Consider the following 17,673-nt stretch of genomic DNA (forward strand, 5'->3'; position numbering starts at 1 on the left):
GCGCCCACTTTCGCCTTATTTTTAGTTTTGCTTTTAGCAACAACAACCACAGGTTCTTTCTTCTCGATATAGCCGAGGGGTTGCTCAAACTGGTTCGCACCAAAAGGGAAACAGAGTCCCAATGTCAGCATCGACGCCACCTTGCCACCTGAAGCGATCAGCCGACCATCGAGTCGTAGCAGCATCCAGTTATCACTGAGCAGATATTTTATCCCGCCACCGGCGGCGACCAGCAGATTGGCGGCGCTCTGTTGATCGTCAAAGTCGATCAAGTTGAGCCCGACCCCGAGTGCGTTATAGGGGATAAAACGCTGCGGCGGCCCGGTCTTATCGACACCAAGATGGGAAAGACCCTCCAGGCGCGCCTGCGACAAGGTAGCGGCGGTTCCCAAGGTTTTGCCCACAAACGCTTCGACGCTCAAGGGTTGACTGATGCGGAAATCGAGACCGATCCCGGTGAGCAACGCGCTGTCCAGATCTCGATAGCCATTGGTGAGGTAATAACCAACTTGCGGAGTCAGCGTCATCTCGCCGGGCTGAAAAGAGGCAAAAGCGGGGGACACGAATAAACTGAGCCCCGCGATTCCTGAAAACAACAGGTAAAAAATTTTCACATGGCCCTCACTTGGCACAAAAGATAAGATTCAACCCGAATTCAGAGTTGAAGAGAGGGGGGGGATTTTAACAGAATGAGACTTTCGCAACAACGTTATTGCTCCGGAAATCTCCGGCTTTTCCCGAGGGCATTTGAGTATTTGTTCGCCGACAAATTGACATCCTCACTTGATCTATTTAAAGTCACCGAAGAATAGACATTTAACTCCCTTAAATGGAGGAGATAACAATGACAACATTGGCCTACGACGACAACCTTGAGAAAATGGCGATAGAGCTGGATTTTGGCGGAGTAAAGGGGCTGATCAAGGATGTGCTGGCGACTCAAATTCTTTCCCGGATTTCCGGATTTAGCGAAGAAGTTGAAGGGTTTGAAAGCAAGTACGGCAAAGACTACCTGACGATTAATAATGAATTTGCCAAGGTTGATGAGAACTTCAAGGTATTCGATGATCTCATGGCATGGCGATTTGCTCAGGAAGGGAGGGAATACTGGCAGGGACGGCTGCTAGAGCTTGACCATGTTTTATAACACCGTCCGCGAATTCTCCGACATTGTTGCCGGTTACAAAGTCACAGATTTTCGCCGTTATGGTTCGGCCATGTCGTTCGTGGCTCACGTCGAATTCATTGACGGATAGATCCTCTTTATCAAGGACTACCTCTTTATTGACGGCAAGAGAAAGTATTCCTATCACTGGCAGGATAAATCCGGCACTCTCCTGTCCCGTTGGGACAACGCTCCACATCACAGCGAAGTCATATCCTTCCCCCATCACCGACACCTGGAAAACAGCGACGTAAAGGCATCAACCGAAAGAAATTTGCCAGAGATTTTCCTTGTCATCCGTGCAGAGTTAACCCGCAACATTTAATCTCAGATCATTATTCCAGGATCTTCCTGCATGCGATCTGACAAGCGGCGCGCAGATGAACGGATGCGTGGTTTACATGCCATAAGAAAGGAATCTACGCCAGAAGATCCATCATCTTGTTAACTTCGAAGCCCAGCGGGATCGAAGATTTTCGCCTTTGAACAATCCGCAGTGATCAGATCGAATCAGCGGCAAAAAAGGTCTAGATTGATCTACAAATAAGAGTGTGAATGTTGGGACGCTACCCGTCGATTGATTGAGTACATGTGGGGGGTGCAAATGTATGATTTTCACACCAAGGCTCTCGATCGGACCTTTGATGAAATCCTCTTTCTCACCAATATCCGCAAGAAACCCGAGGCAAAGTCCATCTTGGAATCGGAGATGCCCAACGACGATAATCACCGCAATCTTGTTTCTGCGCAACCCGTGATTGCCGCACCGGCGCCGGGAGAAGTGGTCAAAGCCGAAACCGAACTCAGTATTGCTCAACTCTTTGCGCAGCGCAGCGCTATGGCCGGGAAAGTGGTGAGTGTGCGGGGGAAAGTGTTGAAGGTGAGCAATAACATCCTGGGAAAAACCTGGGTGACTCTGTCGGACGGCAGCGGAGTGGCCCCGGACAATGTTCTGCGCGTCACCACCTTGCAGGAAGTCGAGATCGGCGCCACCCTGGCGGCAACAGGAACGGTCAAGACCGATATTGATCTCGGCATGGGTTACGCTTATAAGGTGGTTTTGGAAGATGCAACCTTTAGCCGTTAATCTCGACGGGCAGGGCTAGATATTGACGCCATTTGCATGAATCTGCGAGGGTACGCCGAGTAACGGTCGTTCCGGCAGCCTGCACGCCCCGACCAACGGCTCCATTCTCCGCATTTCGTGAGGTACTTTATAACTATGCGCGTCCTTTCCGGCATTCAACCCTCCGGCTCCCTTCATCTTGCTAACTACTTCGGCATAATAAAATCCATGGTGACAGGATTGCAACTTGGGAGGTTGAGTTTCAGTCGGTTACAATTTGTAACCGACTGACTACCTTCTTTGCCCAGCCGATTTTTCAGCACTTTCCAGTAATTTCTGGCAGCCTGATAATCAGGCTGTTGGGTCAGCACTTGAATGATGTCTACGACTGAAAACCACCAGATTTCAGTCTCTTCGTCATAAACACGGCGGATGGTGTGATCCTCAAAAAATACGGGTTTGATTTTCATGCGATGGCCTCTTCGATTGCTTTTTCGGGCAGGGCGGTGAGTTCACCTGCGAAGGCTTTTTGCAGGATGGATTGCTTGAGTTCGGCGATGGCTTCGAGTTTTTGATGGCCGATGGCTTCGAGGCGCATGAACCGAAGTCGGGGGCATTCCTTATGACGATTGTTTTCTAAATAAGTGTTATGTTCTCCGAAGTGACTTGTTTCTCCTATAATGATAGCGCCGATTTTGACCTAAAAAATCGAGCTATAGGCCGATTTTGTCAGGAAATTCAGTCCTATTTTTCAATATTTTCAGATGGTTAAGTTGGTCCGACCCCATGCCCCAATTGAAGCAAAAACAGCACCTTCAGTACCGCTAATTTCATCCTGCTTCGACAACAAAAAATAGAAAAGAAAGTCCCTATCCAAGTGTTTGTTGCTACGGATTGCCGCTAAACCACGGCCAATGCAGATTTTCTGAGTCGCAAAGTTAACTGGGCCAACTGGTGCTCTTACAGACATCAGCACATCGCCTTCCAAGGCGACCTTTGTAATTTGACTCGTCCATGTTGTTGGTGCACCGATGAATCTTTCGTTGAACTCTTTCTTTCCTTGATAGAACGGCAAGCCATCACCGGAAGAGTTGTAGAACGAACCTTCTGGAGACTGTCCAGCGATCACTTCGGCCACTTCACCCAGCTTCTTAACTTCCCACCCCGCCTTCATCCCTTCCTCCGCTCATCCAACCGCTGCTGATCCCGCGCCTGCAGCCGCGCTTTCGTCATCCGCTCGCGCAGACCGCCATCTTTGAGAAAATCTTTCTCTAAGCGCTTGAGCTGCTGATCGAGCAGATAGTTGGCCTGATGAACCAGACAAATCGCAATATTCGCCACCACTTCGGCCGGGCGGGTATCGACAAAAGTCCTATAAGTCTCATAACTCACATCATTCCCATGACCAAGCTTGCGCACATACAAAGCCTCTTTGGAATCTTTATCCCAAATCGGAAAGTCGCGGACCTTGAGAAAATCCCGGTAATCCTCCAGCAGCTCTTCGAGACTGGCCCGCGCCACATTGGTCAGCTTGATCTCCATCTCTTTCGAGGTCGGCGCCGCCTTGCTCCCCTCGACGATATTCTGCTTGCCGGAACGGGCCGCCTGCACCATCTGATCGACGGTGCGGTCGCCCTTTTTGAGAAAACTCTGGCAAAAGCGGTAGGTGATCTGGTAGACGATCTCGGATTTTTGGTATGAGAGCAGGGTCTGGTAGTCCCCTCGAGGAATTAAAATCGAAGACTGGGAGTTATGGGAATTATGGGAATCATGTGAGGGCGTTGTTGCTTTCCCATAACTCTCATGCTTCCTATGATTCCCATCGCTACTATCAATCACAACAACCCCCGAATCTTCGCCAGCACCAGCGCACTCTCGGCATCCAAAGCCGCTATCTCATCCATAATCTCCTGCGGAGAGCGGTGCACCACAACCTCACCGCCATCGGGATTCTTCACCGACAGGTCATAGGTCGCCGGATCGATCCCGCCAACATCCACACTCCAGCTCTTCGGCGAATCGGTAAAACTTTTCTGCAATTCGATGAACTCAGCCAAATCCACATCATTCAGCGGATTGGTCTTACCCATATTGCGGCCAACATCCAGCGAGTAGTACCAGACCTTGCGCGTCGGTGCGCCCTTCTCGAAGAAGAGGACCACGGTCTTGACGCCCGCACCCTGGAAGGTGCCGCCGGGGCAGTCGAGGATCGTGTGCAGGTTGCAACTCTCCAGCAGCAACTTGCGCAGAGAAACCGAAGCATTATCGGTATTGGAGAGGAAGGTATTCTTGATGACGACGCCCGCACGGCCACCGGCTCTAAGCATCTTGATGAAATGCTGAAGAAAGAGAAAGGCGGTCTCGCCGGTGCGGATCGGGAAGTTCTGCTGTACCTCTTTGCGCTCTTTGCCGCCAAAGGGGGGATTAGCGAGGATGATGTCGAAGCGATCCTTCTCCTGCACGTCGGCGAGGTTCTCGGCAAGGGTGTTGGTATGAAAATCTATGGTGCCAGGATTGAAAATCTATGGTGCCAGGATTGCAACTTAGGAAGTTGGGATTTCCAGTAAATTTTATCCACCCCAAAACGGGTCAGACTTATTTTACGACTATCTCCCACACAGACATCACAAACACAAAAAGACACCCCGACCACCGGTCGAAATGGCTTCATCCATCCTCACAAACCGATCTGCCCCATCCAGCCCCAGCCTTCCTCAGTAACCAAGAAAAAATATAAGTTCTTAAGTAGCACACCCCCGGCCAACAAACAATAAACAAATAATCCTAACGATCTGTCCGCCATACCGGGCGAGAAACGCGGTTGTGGTTCAAAAAGAAGCAAAAATTCGCGCGGTCGATACCCCCGGAGCCTGTAGATCGAGGTCGAGAAAGTAGCCGAACGGGGTCTGCTGCACCTGATAGTCGGCACTCTTCAGACGGGTCGCGGCCTGATTGAGGAGCTCTTTGGTGAAGGCCGCGTCGGCTTTGGTTTCGGCCAGGTGAGAGAAGCTGTGCAGCACGATGGTGGTGGTGTCGTTTTTACGCGCACCCCACTTGAGATTCTTGACCAGTTTTTTCTCGACCTTCGCCGCATCCGCAGCGTCTTGCGCCTCGGCGTGGATCAGTCCGATCAGTGCGTCATGAACCTCCCCCGGCTGGGTGCATTCGGGTTCCTCGGCAAGGGTTTTATGGGCGGGATGATAAGCGAAGCGCGTGGTGTAGATCATCAGCAATTTCATCGCTGCGTCCTTTCTGAATAACGGCGGTATGCCGCGCCCTGAGCGGGGAAGGCGCGTTAACTGAACAGGGTGCCCAGATAGGTGAACAACCCCGATTCCTTGATCTTGGCATAGAGGACCATCGCCACCGCCAGCGGAGAAACGTAGCGGATCATGAAATGCCAGACCGGGAAGACCCAGGGCGCGTTGCCCGCCAGCAGTTCCTCTTTTTCGGCGTCCCCTTTCCAGAACCAGCCGACATAGAGGGCAATCAGCAGGCCGGAGATCGGCAGTAGGTAGTTGGAGGCGACCAGGTCGATGCTGTCAAAAAAGGTCCGCTCCCCGAGGAAAGTCCAGCTGCCCAGAACGTTGTACGACAGGGCCGACGGGATACCGACGACAAAACAGAGGAGCGCCAGAAAGGTGGTCGCTTTTTTCCGTCCCCAGCCCCGTTCATCAATCAGGTAGGCGACCTGGGCTTCGAGCAGCGAAATGGTGCTGGTCAGGGCGGCGAAGGCGATGAGCAGGAAAAAGAGGATCGCCAGGAGGTAACCACCGGGGAGCTGTGCAAAGACGATCGGGATGGTTTTGAAGACCAGTCCCGGACCGGCGGAGGGTGCCATACCAACCGCGAAGACGATCGGAAAGATCGCCAGACCGGCCATCAGGGCGATGGCGGTGTCGAGCAGGGCGACCCGCAAGCCGGCCCCGACCAGATTGACATCGTTATTGAGATAAGAACCGTAGGTGATGATGATCGCCATCCCCAGCGACAGGGTGTAGAAGGAATGTCCCATCGCCTCCAGCACAGAGGCGGGAGTCAACTTACTGAAATCGGGATAGAACATGAAGCGCAGCCCCTCGGCAGCTCCCGCGCTGAGCAGGCCGTTGACAAAGAGGAGGAGGAGCAAGGCAAAGAGGACCGGCATGAGAATTTTGCTCCAGCGTTCAATCCCTTTGTGCACCCCGCCAATAACGATCGCGAGACTGAGAACGATAAACCCCAGGTGGCAGATGATCTGGCGCGTGCCGTCCCCGATCAGGCCGTCGAACTGTTGTTCGATCGCGGCGGCGGATTGGCCGGCAAAGGCGCCATGGAGGGCGCGCCAGACGTAGTCAAGGGTCCAGCCGGCAACGACCGAGTAATACGAAAGGATGATGAACGCGGCCGCCACACTGACCCACCCCGCCAGTTGCCAGGAAGTCCCTTTCCCCTCCATGGCGATGAAGGCCCCGACCGCATCTTTACGCGTGTGACGTCCGAGCATTAGCTCGGAAATCATGATCGGCAGGCCGATCAGGGCGATGCACAGGAGATAAACCAGGACGAAGGCACCGCCGCCGTTCTGCCCGGTGATATAGGGAAATTTCCAGATATTGCCGAGACCGATCGCACTGCCGGCGGCGGCGAAGATAAAACCCAGGCGCGACGCCCACTGGCCGCGCTTTTGCATGTTGCTCATCGACTGCATCCTTTCGTCATGACCACAATCGCGCCCCCGCGCGAGTGGGATGTATTCATCGGTCGGCCCGGTCAAGCGACCCGTTCCAGCAGCGACATCGACTCGATATGAAACGTCTGCGGAAACATATCGACAACCCGCGTTGCAACCAGCCGGTAACCGCCCTCGATCAGCACTTTCAGATCGCGCGCCAACGTCGCCGGATCACACGACACATAGATGATGCGCGGCGGACGCAGCCGCACCAGCTCCGGCACCACCTCGGCCGCGCCGGAGCGCGGCGGATCGAGCAGCACCAGATCGAAACCGTCCCCCCACAAAGCTGTTGCGGCCCCGACCGCATCCCGCGCATGAAAAGAACAATTGTCCAGCCGGGCCTGTGCGGCATTACGCTTTGCATCGGCAATCGCCGGTCCATACTCCTCCACCCCCACCACCTGCCCGCCCCGCCGGGCCAGCGGCAGCGAAAAGTTGCCGATCCCGCAGTACAGATCAAGCACCCGCCGACCGCGCAGATCACCCGCGTCGCGCAGCACCTGTGCCACCATCTGCCGGTTCTGCGCCTGATTGACCTGCACAAAGCCACCGGCACGATAGCGCAGTTCGAGGGGCGGTTCAGCGACGCTGATAAAGAGATCGTCCTCATCCGCCGCCACCTTCAGAGCCTTTTTGTGCCCGTACTGAATCGCCAGCGCGATCTTCTCGGCGGCAAAGAACGGCGTAAGAAAGGAGAGCAGACGATCAGGCGCTTCCCCCTGAAAGATCACCGTTACGCGCAGACGGCCATCGGTGCCGACCTGGACATCGACCTGAGAGATCTGGCGCGCAGCAGGTGCGGACGGCAGGTGCTGGCGCAGCAAAGCCAGCGCCTGATTGAGACGGTCAGCGAGGATCGGACAGGTGTCGATGGCGACCACGTGATGACTGGTGCGACGATAGAAACCGATGGTCAGACCGGCGGCGGTTGCATGACACTTGAATTGGGCGCGACCGCGATAGTGCCAGGGATCAGGGGCGCTGAGCGGGGCGCACAACGGGACGTCAGCGATTCCTGCCTGACGCGTGAGCAGCTCGGTGAAGATCTGCACCTTGGCGTCGAGCTGGGCGGCATAGGGCAGAAACTGCCACTGACAGCCACCACAGTCGCCAAACCAGGCGCAGACCGGCGCAATCCGGTCGGCTGCGGGGGTCAATACCTCGACCAGCTCGGCCTCGGCATAACGTTTCTTCGCCTTGACGATCCGGCAGCACACCGTATCCCCCGGTGCCGTCAACGGCACGAAGACGGTCTTGCCGTCATATCTACCGCAGCCGCGCCCGCCGTTGGTGAGGCGGTCAATGGTCAGTTCGATCATCAATCTCTTTTTACCACCCGTTCGCTGCGCTAAACATTCAGATCCTTCTTACCACCCGTTCGCTACGCTCACTGGAGATCACGGAGATCACGGAGAAAACACTTAAGATCAAAGCCAAAGACTTGATTTTGGTTTAAACCCTAAAGATTTTGATTCTCTCCGTGTTCTCCGTGCCCTCCGTGGTGAAACATTCAGATCCTTCTTACCACCCGTTCGCTGCGCTCACTGGAGATCACGGAGATCACGGAGAAAACATAAGATCAAAACCAATGGCTTTTTTGGTTTAAGCCAAAGCCTCAAGCCCTTGACCTTCTCCGTGTTCTCCGTGCCCTCCGTGGTGAAATAATTTCTTACTTGATCAACGTAAAACGCCGCTGCGACGCATCTTTCTTGCCCAGCTTATCCGCAACCAGACGGGCAACAAACGCCGGGCGGGCAAGATAATGCCCGGTGGAGGTCAGAAAGCTCGCGAGCATCTCCTCCTTGACGGCAGGGACATCGTCCCCGGCCACCCCCATGCGTTCCATCGAGTGCTCAAAATGAAGTGACTCGCCGAGCCGTTCGCGTACTTCGGCAGCACGCTCGCGCCACGCTTCGGGGATGCTCGCGGCGGTCACCGGCAGCTCGCAGCTGATGACCAGCTTGATGCGGTGATAATCGCCAAAATAACGGTTCGAATGATCATCGACCCGCAGGTTCAGGCCGCCGTTGAGCGCTATCGTCCGGAACACCGGCGTCTCATTTATCATTGTTCCTCAGTCGTTCCGTCAGTTTGCGCCGTTCCCCTTCGAGCCAGTCGATGCGACTCCAGAGTCCGTGGAGGATGCGTACTTCGCGATCGTTCAAACCGGCCCGGCCAAAGATGCGCCGAAAACCGCGCAGGATATGATCGGGGTTGACCGGGTCGAGATAGCCGGCCTCGACAAGGGAGCGGCGCATGTGAAAGAACATACTTTCGAGCGTCTCATTGCTCGCCAGCTTCTTGCCGTTCGTTTCATCATCGATCGTGGTTGACGCTCTGCGGGCGGCCCTGGTCACTTCATAGAGACAGAGCGACACCGCCTGGGCCAGATTCATCGAGGGCATGTCATCATTGGTGGAAATCGTCAAGGTGCGCTGGCAGAGGTCGAGTTCCTCGGTAAAGAGACCGTGGTCCTCACGCCCGAAGACGAGGGCGACCGTTTCCTCGGCGGGGCGAGCGACCAGCGCCTCGGCGGCACCGTCGGGAGCGTAGAGATCTTCGCGGTATTTGCCGTAACGCCGGGTGGTGCCGATGGCGAAGGAACAGTCGGCCAGCGCCGCAGCCAGATCAGGATAGATGCGAGCCCCTTCAAGGATATCTTTCGCCTTGACCGCCATCTGTCGCGCATCGTTTGCAAGATGATCGGTCTCCGGCGCCACCAGGCGCAGTTCACTGAAACCGAAATTGCCCATCGCGCGACACACCGAGCCGATATTGAGCGGCCCCTGCGCGCCGACGAGGACCACCTTGATGCGGGGAAAGTATTGTTTCATACTATTGTCTGTCCACTTTCGGGTTGGCACCGTCAGCTACGCTGCGCATTCCGGTGACGAAACCAACTTCCCGGTAGCGCGCGTAGCGATCACGTGCCGCCTGTGCCAGCGCATCATCATAAACTTCGGCGAAATCGATCACCTGATGAAACTGGCGCAAAAAGTCGACGGAACAGGGAGAACCCATGATCAGGATGCGTGCGCCGTTCGGATTGCGCTCACTGCACACAATCACTACCGGTTCGCCAAGGCACTCCACTGAACCGTTGTCGTAAGTGTGGGGGAGGAACGTGTCTTTCTTCCAGGTCCACATGAAACGATCAAGGGTAACAGCCTGATTTTCATCCTGAACCATCACCAGGACGCGGTGCCCGGCGGACAGGAATTCCGTCGCCAGCCGACACAGATGCATGGCCTTCTCAGGTTTTTTCAGTTTAATAAAGTCAATTTTTGTCATTGGCAACCATGGGGTTGAAAGGTGCCCGGAAAGATAGCAGAGGGAACGATCGACGGTCAACCTATTTTAAACTTGAATACCGCTCTATATGGGATATAATCATCTGGAATTTCAGCACGTTATCTTTCATGTTGAGGACCGTACGGTTCCACTGTACCAGCGCTCTGCGGGAGGTTCCTATGCGTAGCTCAATCCGGCCCCAGCTCTTCGTTATCTGCCTGATTCTTGCGACCCTGTTAATGCCCGGTTGCACCCACGTTATCCCCTCGGCGGCGCGCGCCAAAGCGGACCGGAATCTGGATTTCACCACCATCAAAAATAATCCCGATCAGTATCTCGGACAAACCCTGCTTTTGGGTGGACTGGTGGTCGATATTGAACTGGTACGCGAAGGCACCACCCTTGAGATCTTCAGCTACGGGCTCGATTTCACCGGTGAGCCGGTCTATACCGACGAGAACAGCGGACGATTTCTGGCGCGAACCGACCGTTTTCTTGATCCGGCGCTCTTCGCTCCGGGGCGCTTTGTAACCTTGGTAGCAACCGTGCAGGGACGCAAAACCAAACCCCTCGGGGAGATCGACTACACCTACCCGGTGCTGTCAATTGACAACGTTTATCTGTGGGAAACCCCCTATCGGTACGCCCTGCCGCCAAATAGTGGATTCCTTACGCCGGTACCCTTTGACCGCCGGGACTATCTGCGGCACAACCCCTATGATCCGGATCTTTACTATCCCTATTCACCTTTCTGGTGGCGCACCCCACCGGGATATTGACTCTCTTTCTGGCAGCCAGACAAACGGATTAATTTCGGTCATTGTCGATGATCAACCTCAGTGAGCTTGAAAATTCCTTGCGCAGGTACCGTCCCCGTGTTACCCGGATGGAGGATTACCCCGGCTACCGTCATGCGGCAGTCGCCTGTATTCTGCGTGAAACGCCCGACGGACCGGAAATCTTCTATATCCTGCGTTCGCACTGCGACGCGGACCCCTGGTCGGGCGACATCGCTTTTCCCGGTGGACATATTAAAGTTGATGATGATCATGCGCGCTTTGCCGCCGAGCGCGAAACACTGGAAGAGACCGGGCTGGATCTGCGCAATGCGACTTTTCTTGGCAGACTTGATGACCTTGCCGGAGCACACCTGTCGATTATCGTCTGCTGTTTCGTTTATCTCCTCCCCACGCCGTTGAGCGCGGCGCTGACACTGAACGCCGAGGTTCACCAGGCTTTCTGGATTCCGTGCCGAGACCTTCTTGATCCTGCCCGGCGACGCATGACCACCGTTCATTTTCGCGGTGACCGTTTCGAGCGTCCGGCGCTTGACATCCTTGGTCCAAAGCACAAGGTTCTGTGGGGGATTACCTATCGATTGACGGCACAGTTTCTGGAAATCAATGGTCATTCCTTGCCACAGACACCAATCCCCTGAGCGCTTGCGCGTCAAAATTATCTGCCGTGCAGCGCATAGTGTCGATATTCTGACGCATCAGACCGGAGCCGTTTGCGTAACCGGTTAATTTATAACAACTTTAAAAGTGGTACAGCAAATGCAAACCTTTATATCTACAACATCCTTGAATCGACCCCGGCGTTCTCCCCTTTACTTACGCCCGGGGTCATTTTTTTATGCAGCAGCCCCCCTCCCCTGTGCCACGAGTCAACAATGAAAACACGCCCCCCTGCGGAACGCCGCCAAATCCGCGCGCGGATCAGCTGGTGCCTCTACGATTGGGCTAATTCGGCCTTTGCCACGATAATCCTTGCGGCGGTTCTGCCGGTCTATTTTGCTTCTCTGGTTCCTGAACAAGGGGCCGCCTTTGCGGGGAAAATCAATATTCCGGCGACAGCGTTCTGGGGGTACAGCGTGGCCCTTTCAATGCTTGTTGTGGCGCTGGTCGCCGCTCCCCTCGGGGCGCTGGCGGACCGTCATGGTTACCGCGTACGCCTGCTCCGTCTGTTTTGTGTATGCGGCTCGATTGCAACGGCAACGCTCTTTATGACCGGACCGGGAAGCTACTTGCTGGCCGCTGCCCTCTTCATTATCGGCAACATCTCTTTTGCGGGGGGGAATATATTCTATAACGCATTGCTCCCCACGCTGGTTGCTCCGGGGGAAAAGGACATCAACCGACTCTCGTCTTACGGTTTTGCCAGCGGCTATCTGGGCGGAGGGCTGGCACTGCTGCTGGTATTCCTTTTGATTCAACGCGGAGAGTGGTTCGGGATTGGTGATCCGGCACTGGCGGCGCGGATCGGTTTTCTGCTTACCGGGGGGTGGTGGCTGATCTTTGCCCTGCCCTGCCTGCTCCTGGTCGACGAGCCCCCGCTCAGGGTTCAAAAAAACAGTCATCCGGGATGGCGTGAGAGTTTCCGTCACTTACGTCGTTATCCTGATTTACTGCGATTTTTACTGGCTTTTTTGCTCTACAATGACGGTATCCAGACAATTATCGCGGTATCGGCAATCTTTGCCCGCGAAGAGCTGGGACTGTCGACCGGAACGATCCTCGGCTGTTTCCTGATGATTCAGTTCGTCGCCATGCCCGGTTCATTACTCTTCGGTACACTGGCGACAAAAATCGGCGCCAAATGGACCATTATCTTCAGCCTGGTGATTTTTACCGGGATCGGTTGTTACGCGGCGGTATTGCGCAGCGCGACAGAATTCTGGATTCTTGGCTTTTTTGTCGCGCTGGTGCTGGGCGGCAGCCAGGCGATCAGTCGCTCATTCTTTGCAACGATGACACCGCCCGGACGACAGGCCGAATTTTTCGGGTTCTATGCCATCAGCTCCAAATTCGCGTCGATCTTCGGGCCGCTGATCTTCGCTTTGATCATCGACCTGAGCGGTTCGAACCGCTGGGCAATCTTTTCACTTATCGGCTTTTTTCTCGTCGGCGGTGCGCTGTTGATGACCGTCAATCCACAACGGGCGACCAGGGCACTTTCTGACGCCCGAGATTGATCCCCAGTTGCTCGGCGGTGGCAACCAGATTACCCCGTGGATCGACCTGATTAGGCTGACCGACTGCCGCCGCAAGGGAAACCGAGACGATATCCCTCCCGCACAAGGCGCACATCCGCCCGAACTGCTGTGCGGCGATCATTTCCACTGCATAAACCCCGAAGCGTGAACCGAGGATGCGATCAAATGACGACGGTGAACCGCCGCGCTGTAAATGTCCCAACACCACGGTGCGCGTTTCCATCGCCATGCACTGACCAACCTGGTGCGCCACATAGGCACCAATTCCGCCCAGCCGTTCGACGCCAAGATTCTCCGCTGCGCTCTTGACGACCACTTTTTTTCCCGCAAGCGGAGTCGCTCCTTCGGCGACCACGATGATTGAGAAGCGACGACCACGTTCCCGCCGTGCCCGCATTGCGGCGCAGACGGCAGAGAAATCGATCGGGATCTCCGGAATCAGGATCACATCGGCTCCTCCGGCAATCCCCGCCTCCAGTGCAATCCAGCCGGCATCGCGCCCCATAACTTCGACGACCAGCGCACGATGATGACTTTCAGCCGTCGTATGCAGGCGATCAAGCGCCTCCATCACCACTTCGACAGCGGTATTGTAGCCGAAGGTGACATCGGTCGCGGAGAGATCATTATCGATCGTCTTCGGAATCCCGACCACCGGCAATCCTTTGGCATAAAGTTGATTGGCGATTTTCAGGGTGCCATCGCCACCGACCGCAATCAGGGCATCGATCCCGGCTTTTTTAAAATTGGCGATCACGCTGTCGGAGAGATCTTCCTGAACGATCTGTCCGTCTCGCTCAACCGGAAAGCTGAACGGGTTGCCACGATTGGAGGTGCCGATAATCGTTCCGCCGCGAGGCAAGATGCCACCGATTTGCGGCAGGTTCAGTTCGACCGTTTGCAGTTCACCGACCAACCCTTCAAAGCCGTCGCGAATCCCGACGACCCGCCAGTCATGGGTGAAGATTGCCGAACGCACCACCCCGCGAATCACCGCATTGAGGCCGGGGCAGTCGCCCCCACCCGTCAAAATCCCGATTGTCTTGCTCATCGTATTCCTCCTTAAAGCTGTTATATATTCAAAGGGTACGGCTTTCTGTAAATGAGTGAGTAGTATCGTAACATATTGCGGGAAGATTGAAACCAAAGGAAATGGGAAACGCCAACGGGGCCCCATAAGAAAAGGCCCCGTCCCGGTGCAGATGAGCAGCATATCGTCTCCCCTCGCGCCCTCCATGGAAACCACCGCCCCACGCAAACCACCATGCTCGCTGCGAGTGCAGGCACTTTTGCATCCTTTTGCTGCCGGGCAAAAGGATGTCGGCTGGCGGGACGAAACCCGCCGGTTTATGTTTCAATCTTCGTAACTATTCACCTGCCCGTCCAAGGGTCGTCATCCCCGAGTGACCCTGTCGGGGATCCAGACGTTCAACCTTGAAAACCCTGGATTCCGGCTGAAATCTTGCCGGAATGACGCTGTAGGAGTCGCCTTCAGGCGCGATGGTTCGCGGCTAAAGCCGCTCCTACGAAAGAGCTGAACAGTTACCAATCTTCAACTGAATCGAAAAACAACTTCGCGGGTCGCGGCCCGCAGCCGCCTCACTCTTTTGCTGGCCCAAAAGAGTGAGCAGAAAAGGGCCTGCCATTGCATGGAGCATGTCGGGTTCGCAGAGTGAGGAATTCAAGAAGCTGTGTACGAGGGACGCGGTCGGTGCGCATCTGCCGCGTCTAACGGGGCTGTTCTTTTCGCCCCGTGCCTGTCGGCGTCTTCGTAGCGAACGGGGCGTGTTGTATTGATGCCGCCATGAAACCCGGCTATAGAAATTTTCAACGCCAACGGGGCCCCATAAGAAAAGGCCCCGTCCCGGTGCAGATGAGCAGCATATCGTCTCTCCTCGCGCCCTCCATAGAAACCACCACCCCACGCAAACCACCATGCTCGCTGCGAGCGCAGGCACTTTTGCATCCTTTTGCTGCCGGGCAAAAGGATGTCGGCTGGCGGGACGAAACCCGCCGGTTCTGTCTTCAACGGAATCAACGAGTCGGCGAGTCAACCAGCGTCCCGCGCAGCAGCTCTCCATCAACCCCGTCAATCCGAACCATAACCGCCCGTCCAACCGACGCATCCCCACCGGCAACACTCACCGACAGATAATTACGCGTCAACCCCTTGCGCAAAGTGCCACCTTCCACGACCACTTCCAGTTGCGCACCGACAAAACGGGCAGCGTACTGCTGCCAGGAGCGGTCGCCGAGCTCACGCAGCTGCGCGGCCCGTTCTTTTTTGACCGTTCCGGAAAGTTGATCAGGGAGCTGCGCCGCCGGGGTGCCGGGGCGACGACTGAAGGGAAAGACGTGCAGATGTGAAACGGCAAGCGTTTCAATGAACTCAAGGGTGTTGCGATGTTCTGCCGCCGTCTCTCCCGGAAAGCCGCTAATGACATCGAGGCCGATGGCCGCGTCCGGCAACCGCTGCCGGATCGATGCGATCAGCGTCCGAAAGCTGCCGGTGTCATAATGGCGATTCATCCGCCGCAAAATGTTATCATCCCCGGATTGCAGCGGAATATGGAAGTGCGGACAAATCACCGCGGAGTCAGCGACCAGATCGATCAAAGCGGGAGAAAGCTCTGTTGGCTCGATTGAACCGAGCCGAACGCGGCGCGCATCCGTTTCATCAAGCAGACGTTTCAACAGCTCAACGAGGGTCATATCCGCCGTCAGATCAAGGCCATAGCCACCGATATGAATCCCGGTCAGGACGATCTCGGGGTAGCCTTTGGCGGTCAGGGTTCGCACCTGTCTGACGACGTCATCAGCAGGAACCGAACGACTGGTGCCGCGCGCATAAGGGATGATGCAATAAGAGCAGAAGGCATCACAGCCGTTCTGGATCTGGACAAAGGCGCGGGTGCGATCCGCGAAAGTCGATATTTCGAGCGGTTTCGCGGTGCCGACGGCACGCATATCGGACACCGCAACGTGCGGTCGGTCTGCGCGCAAATGCGCGAGGAAGGCGTTTTTTTCTTCATTGCCGAGGACGACTGAGACGCCGGGGAGCGCGGCCAGTTCCTGCGGATTGATTTGCGCATAACAACCGGTAACGACGACGCGGCACGCCGGATTGAGGCGCCGGGCGCGACGAATCAGATTGCGTGATTGCGCGTCGGTCGCGGCGGTAACGGTACAGGTATTGACCACCATCAGGTCGGCCCCGGCTTCAAATTGCACGGTCGTATAACCGGCGGCATGGAGCTGCTCTTCAAGCGCGGCGGATTCAAATTGATTGGTTTTGCAGCCGAGAGTGGCGATGGCAACTGTCGGGCTCACGCGATCCACCCGCCGCCGAGAACCCGATCATCGGCATAAAAAACTGCGGCCTGACCGGGGGTGACCCCCTGCTGGGCAACAGCAAAGCGAACCTTGACCTTACCATCATCAAGGGGGAGCAGCTCGGCCTCGGCACCGGCATGGCGGTAGCGAATCTGGCAGGTACAGCTCAGCGTCTCCTGTGGTACGTCGATGAGCCAGTTGACACGATCAACCGTACACGCCATGGTGTCAAGATAGCGACGTTCGCCAACGATCACCCGGCACCGGGCGGCATCGATACCGATCACGTGGAGCGGTTCCCGCCAACTGATCCCCAACCCTTTCCGTTGTCCGATGGTGTAGCGATAAAACCCGTTATGACGCCCCACAATCGTGCCATCCACGTGGACAATATCCCCTCCCAGGCGTGACAGATCCTCATGCTCTTCCAGAAATCGCACATAATCTCCATCCGGGACAAAGCAGATATCCTGACTCTCGGCCTTTTCCGCCACGCGCAGTCCGCAACGAACGGCATGATTCCGCACCTCCGACTTGGTCATGGCACCAAGGGGGAAGAGCACAAAGGGCAGCTGCTCACGGGTCATCGGGAAAAGAAAGTAGCTCTGATCCTTGTTCTCATCGAGCCCCCGACGGAGTGCCAGGGTATCCCCTTCCCCGTCGATACGAGCATAGTGACCGGTGGCCAGATAATCGGCGTTCAGTTCACGGGCGCGCCTCAGCAATAATTCAAATTTAAGAATCTGATTGCAGAGCACACAAGGATTCGGCGTTCTCCCGGCCAGATAATCGGCCCGGAACCGGTCGATGACTTCCCGCTGAAAAGCATCTTCAAAATTGACCACGTAAAACGGGATAGCGAGACGTTCGGCAACGCGGCGCGCATCGTGGACATCGTCAGGGGAGCAACACGATCCGCAGGCATCCGGATGATTTTCCGCATAGGCGGAGTAATCCCATATCTGCATGGTCATGCCGATCACCTCTGCCCCCTGCTCTTGCAACAGGGCGGCGGTCACGGAGGAATCAACACCTCCGCTCATTGCCACGACGATTCGTTTCCCGGCGTATTGAGACATTTCCAATGACGATCCTGACGACAAAGG

At 55.7% G+C, this 17,673-nt stretch carries 18 protein-coding genes and 1 pseudogene; 5 read left to right on the plus strand and 14 right to left on the minus strand.

The window, feature by feature from the left end; all coding sequences use genetic code 11:
- Positions 1–614, minus strand: a 614-nt coding sequence (locus K0A93_02525) for a porin family protein (GenBank protein MBW6510981.1), incomplete at its 3' end; no start/stop codon positions are given.
- Between the two features lie 230 nt (positions 615–844).
- On the opposite strand from K0A93_02525, the gene K0A93_02530 reads away from it, so the two are divergent.
- Both K0A93_02530 and K0A93_02535 read left to right on the plus strand, forming a co-directional pair.
- Positions 845–1,147: a hypothetical protein gene (locus K0A93_02530; protein ID MBW6510982.1), complete on the plus strand. Its 303-nt coding sequence runs from the start codon at positions 845–847 to the stop codon at positions 1,145–1,147.
- A gap of 622 nt (positions 1,148–1,769) precedes the next feature.
- Entirely contained in the window at positions 1,770–2,252 is a 483-nt protein-coding gene (locus tag K0A93_02535; protein ID MBW6510983.1) for a hypothetical protein, read from the plus strand.
- 185 nt (positions 2,253–2,437) lie between these two features.
- Here the strand turns inward: K0A93_02535 and K0A93_02540 are convergent, their stop codons facing one another.
- The 10 genes and pseudogenes from K0A93_02540 to K0A93_02585 all read right to left on the minus strand — a co-directional run bounded on the left by K0A93_02540 (position 2,438) and on the right by K0A93_02585 (position 10,239).
- The gene (locus K0A93_02540; protein MBW6510984.1) at positions 2,438–2,701 is read right to left on the minus strand and encodes a hypothetical protein; all 264 of its coding nucleotides are present in this window, start codon (positions 2,699–2,701) and stop codon (positions 2,438–2,440) included.
- A 290-nt stretch (positions 2,702–2,991) separates the two neighbouring features.
- The gene (locus K0A93_02545) at positions 2,992–3,405 is read right to left on the minus strand and encodes a restriction endonuclease subunit S (protein ID MBW6510985.1); all 414 of its coding nucleotides are present in this window, start codon (positions 3,403–3,405) and stop codon (positions 2,992–2,994) included.
- Positions 3,402–4,070, minus strand: coding sequence for a four helix bundle suffix domain-containing protein (locus K0A93_02550; protein MBW6510986.1), 669 nt, complete (start codon positions 4,068–4,070; stop codon positions 3,402–3,404). The genes K0A93_02545 and K0A93_02550 overlap by 4 nt, the downstream gene beginning before the upstream one ends.
- A pseudogene (locus K0A93_02555) lies at positions 4,067–4,726 on the minus strand (SAM-dependent methyltransferase). The gene K0A93_02550 and the pseudogene K0A93_02555 overlap by 4 nt, the downstream one beginning before the upstream one ends.
- A 333-nt stretch (positions 4,727–5,059) precedes the next feature.
- On the minus strand, positions 5,060–5,470 hold the full coding sequence (locus K0A93_02560; protein MBW6510987.1) for a threonyl-tRNA synthetase editing domain-containing protein: 411 nt from the start codon (positions 5,468–5,470) through the stop codon (positions 5,060–5,062).
- A 56-nt stretch (positions 5,471–5,526) separates the two neighbouring features.
- Positions 5,527–6,903, minus strand: a complete 1,377-nt coding sequence (locus tag K0A93_02565; protein MBW6510988.1) for a sodium-dependent transporter — start codon at positions 6,901–6,903, stop codon at positions 5,527–5,529.
- Positions 6,904–6,983: 80 nt separating this feature from the next.
- Entirely contained in the window at positions 6,984–8,267 is a 1,284-nt protein-coding gene (locus tag K0A93_02570) for a methyltransferase domain-containing protein (protein MBW6510989.1), read from the minus strand.
- A 350-nt stretch (positions 8,268–8,617) separates the two neighbouring features.
- Entirely contained in the window at positions 8,618–8,998 is a 381-nt protein-coding gene (locus tag K0A93_02575; protein ID MBW6510990.1) for a hypothetical protein, read from the minus strand.
- Between the two features lie 7 nt (positions 8,999–9,005).
- Positions 9,006–9,782, minus strand: coding sequence for an RNA methyltransferase (locus K0A93_02580; GenBank protein MBW6510991.1), 777 nt, complete (start codon positions 9,780–9,782; stop codon positions 9,006–9,008).
- 1 nt (position 9,783) lies between these two features.
- The gene (locus K0A93_02585; protein ID MBW6510992.1) at positions 9,784–10,239 is read right to left on the minus strand and encodes a DNA polymerase III subunit chi; all 456 of its coding nucleotides are present in this window, start codon (positions 10,237–10,239) and stop codon (positions 9,784–9,786) included.
- A 179-nt stretch (positions 10,240–10,418) separates the two neighbouring features.
- Between K0A93_02585 and K0A93_02590 the strand changes: the two genes are divergently transcribed.
- The 3 genes from K0A93_02590 (at position 10,419) to K0A93_02600 (ending at position 13,213) form a co-directional block, all read left to right on the plus strand.
- Entirely contained in the window at positions 10,419–11,018 is a 600-nt protein-coding gene (locus K0A93_02590) for a Slp family lipoprotein (GenBank protein MBW6510993.1), read from the plus strand.
- Between the two features lie 107 nt (positions 11,019–11,125).
- Positions 11,126–11,677 (plus strand): CoA pyrophosphatase, encoded by a 552-nt coding sequence (locus K0A93_02595; GenBank protein ID MBW6510994.1) that lies wholly within the window; start codon positions 11,126–11,128, stop codon positions 11,675–11,677.
- Between the two features lie 234 nt (positions 11,678–11,911).
- Positions 11,912–13,213, plus strand: a complete 1,302-nt coding sequence (locus K0A93_02600) for an MFS transporter (protein MBW6510995.1) — start codon at positions 11,912–11,914, stop codon at positions 13,211–13,213.
- On the opposite strand, the gene K0A93_02605 is transcribed toward K0A93_02600, so the two are convergent.
- From K0A93_02605 to mnmA, 3 genes are all read right to left on the minus strand, one after another.
- On the minus strand, positions 13,167–14,285 hold the full coding sequence (locus K0A93_02605) for an ATP-dependent 6-phosphofructokinase (GenBank protein MBW6510996.1): 1,119 nt from the start codon (positions 14,283–14,285) through the stop codon (positions 13,167–13,169). The genes K0A93_02600 and K0A93_02605 overlap by 47 nt on opposite strands.
- Before the next feature lie 983 nt (positions 14,286–15,268).
- Positions 15,269–16,564, minus strand: coding sequence for a tRNA (N(6)-L-threonylcarbamoyladenosine(37)-C(2))-methylthiotransferase MtaB (gene mtaB, locus K0A93_02610; GenBank protein ID MBW6510997.1), 1,296 nt, complete (start codon positions 16,562–16,564; stop codon positions 15,269–15,271).
- Positions 16,561–17,646, minus strand: coding sequence for a tRNA 2-thiouridine(34) synthase MnmA (mnmA, locus tag K0A93_02615; GenBank protein MBW6510998.1), 1,086 nt, complete (start codon positions 17,644–17,646; stop codon positions 16,561–16,563). Before mnmA ends, mtaB begins: the two co-directional genes overlap by 4 nt.
- Positions 17,647–17,673: the final 27 nt, after the last annotated feature.

The sequence above is a fragment of the Desulfuromonadaceae bacterium genome (assembly GCA_019429445.1).
GTDB lineage: Bacteria > Desulfobacterota > Desulfuromonadia > Desulfuromonadales > JAHYIW01 > JAHYIW01.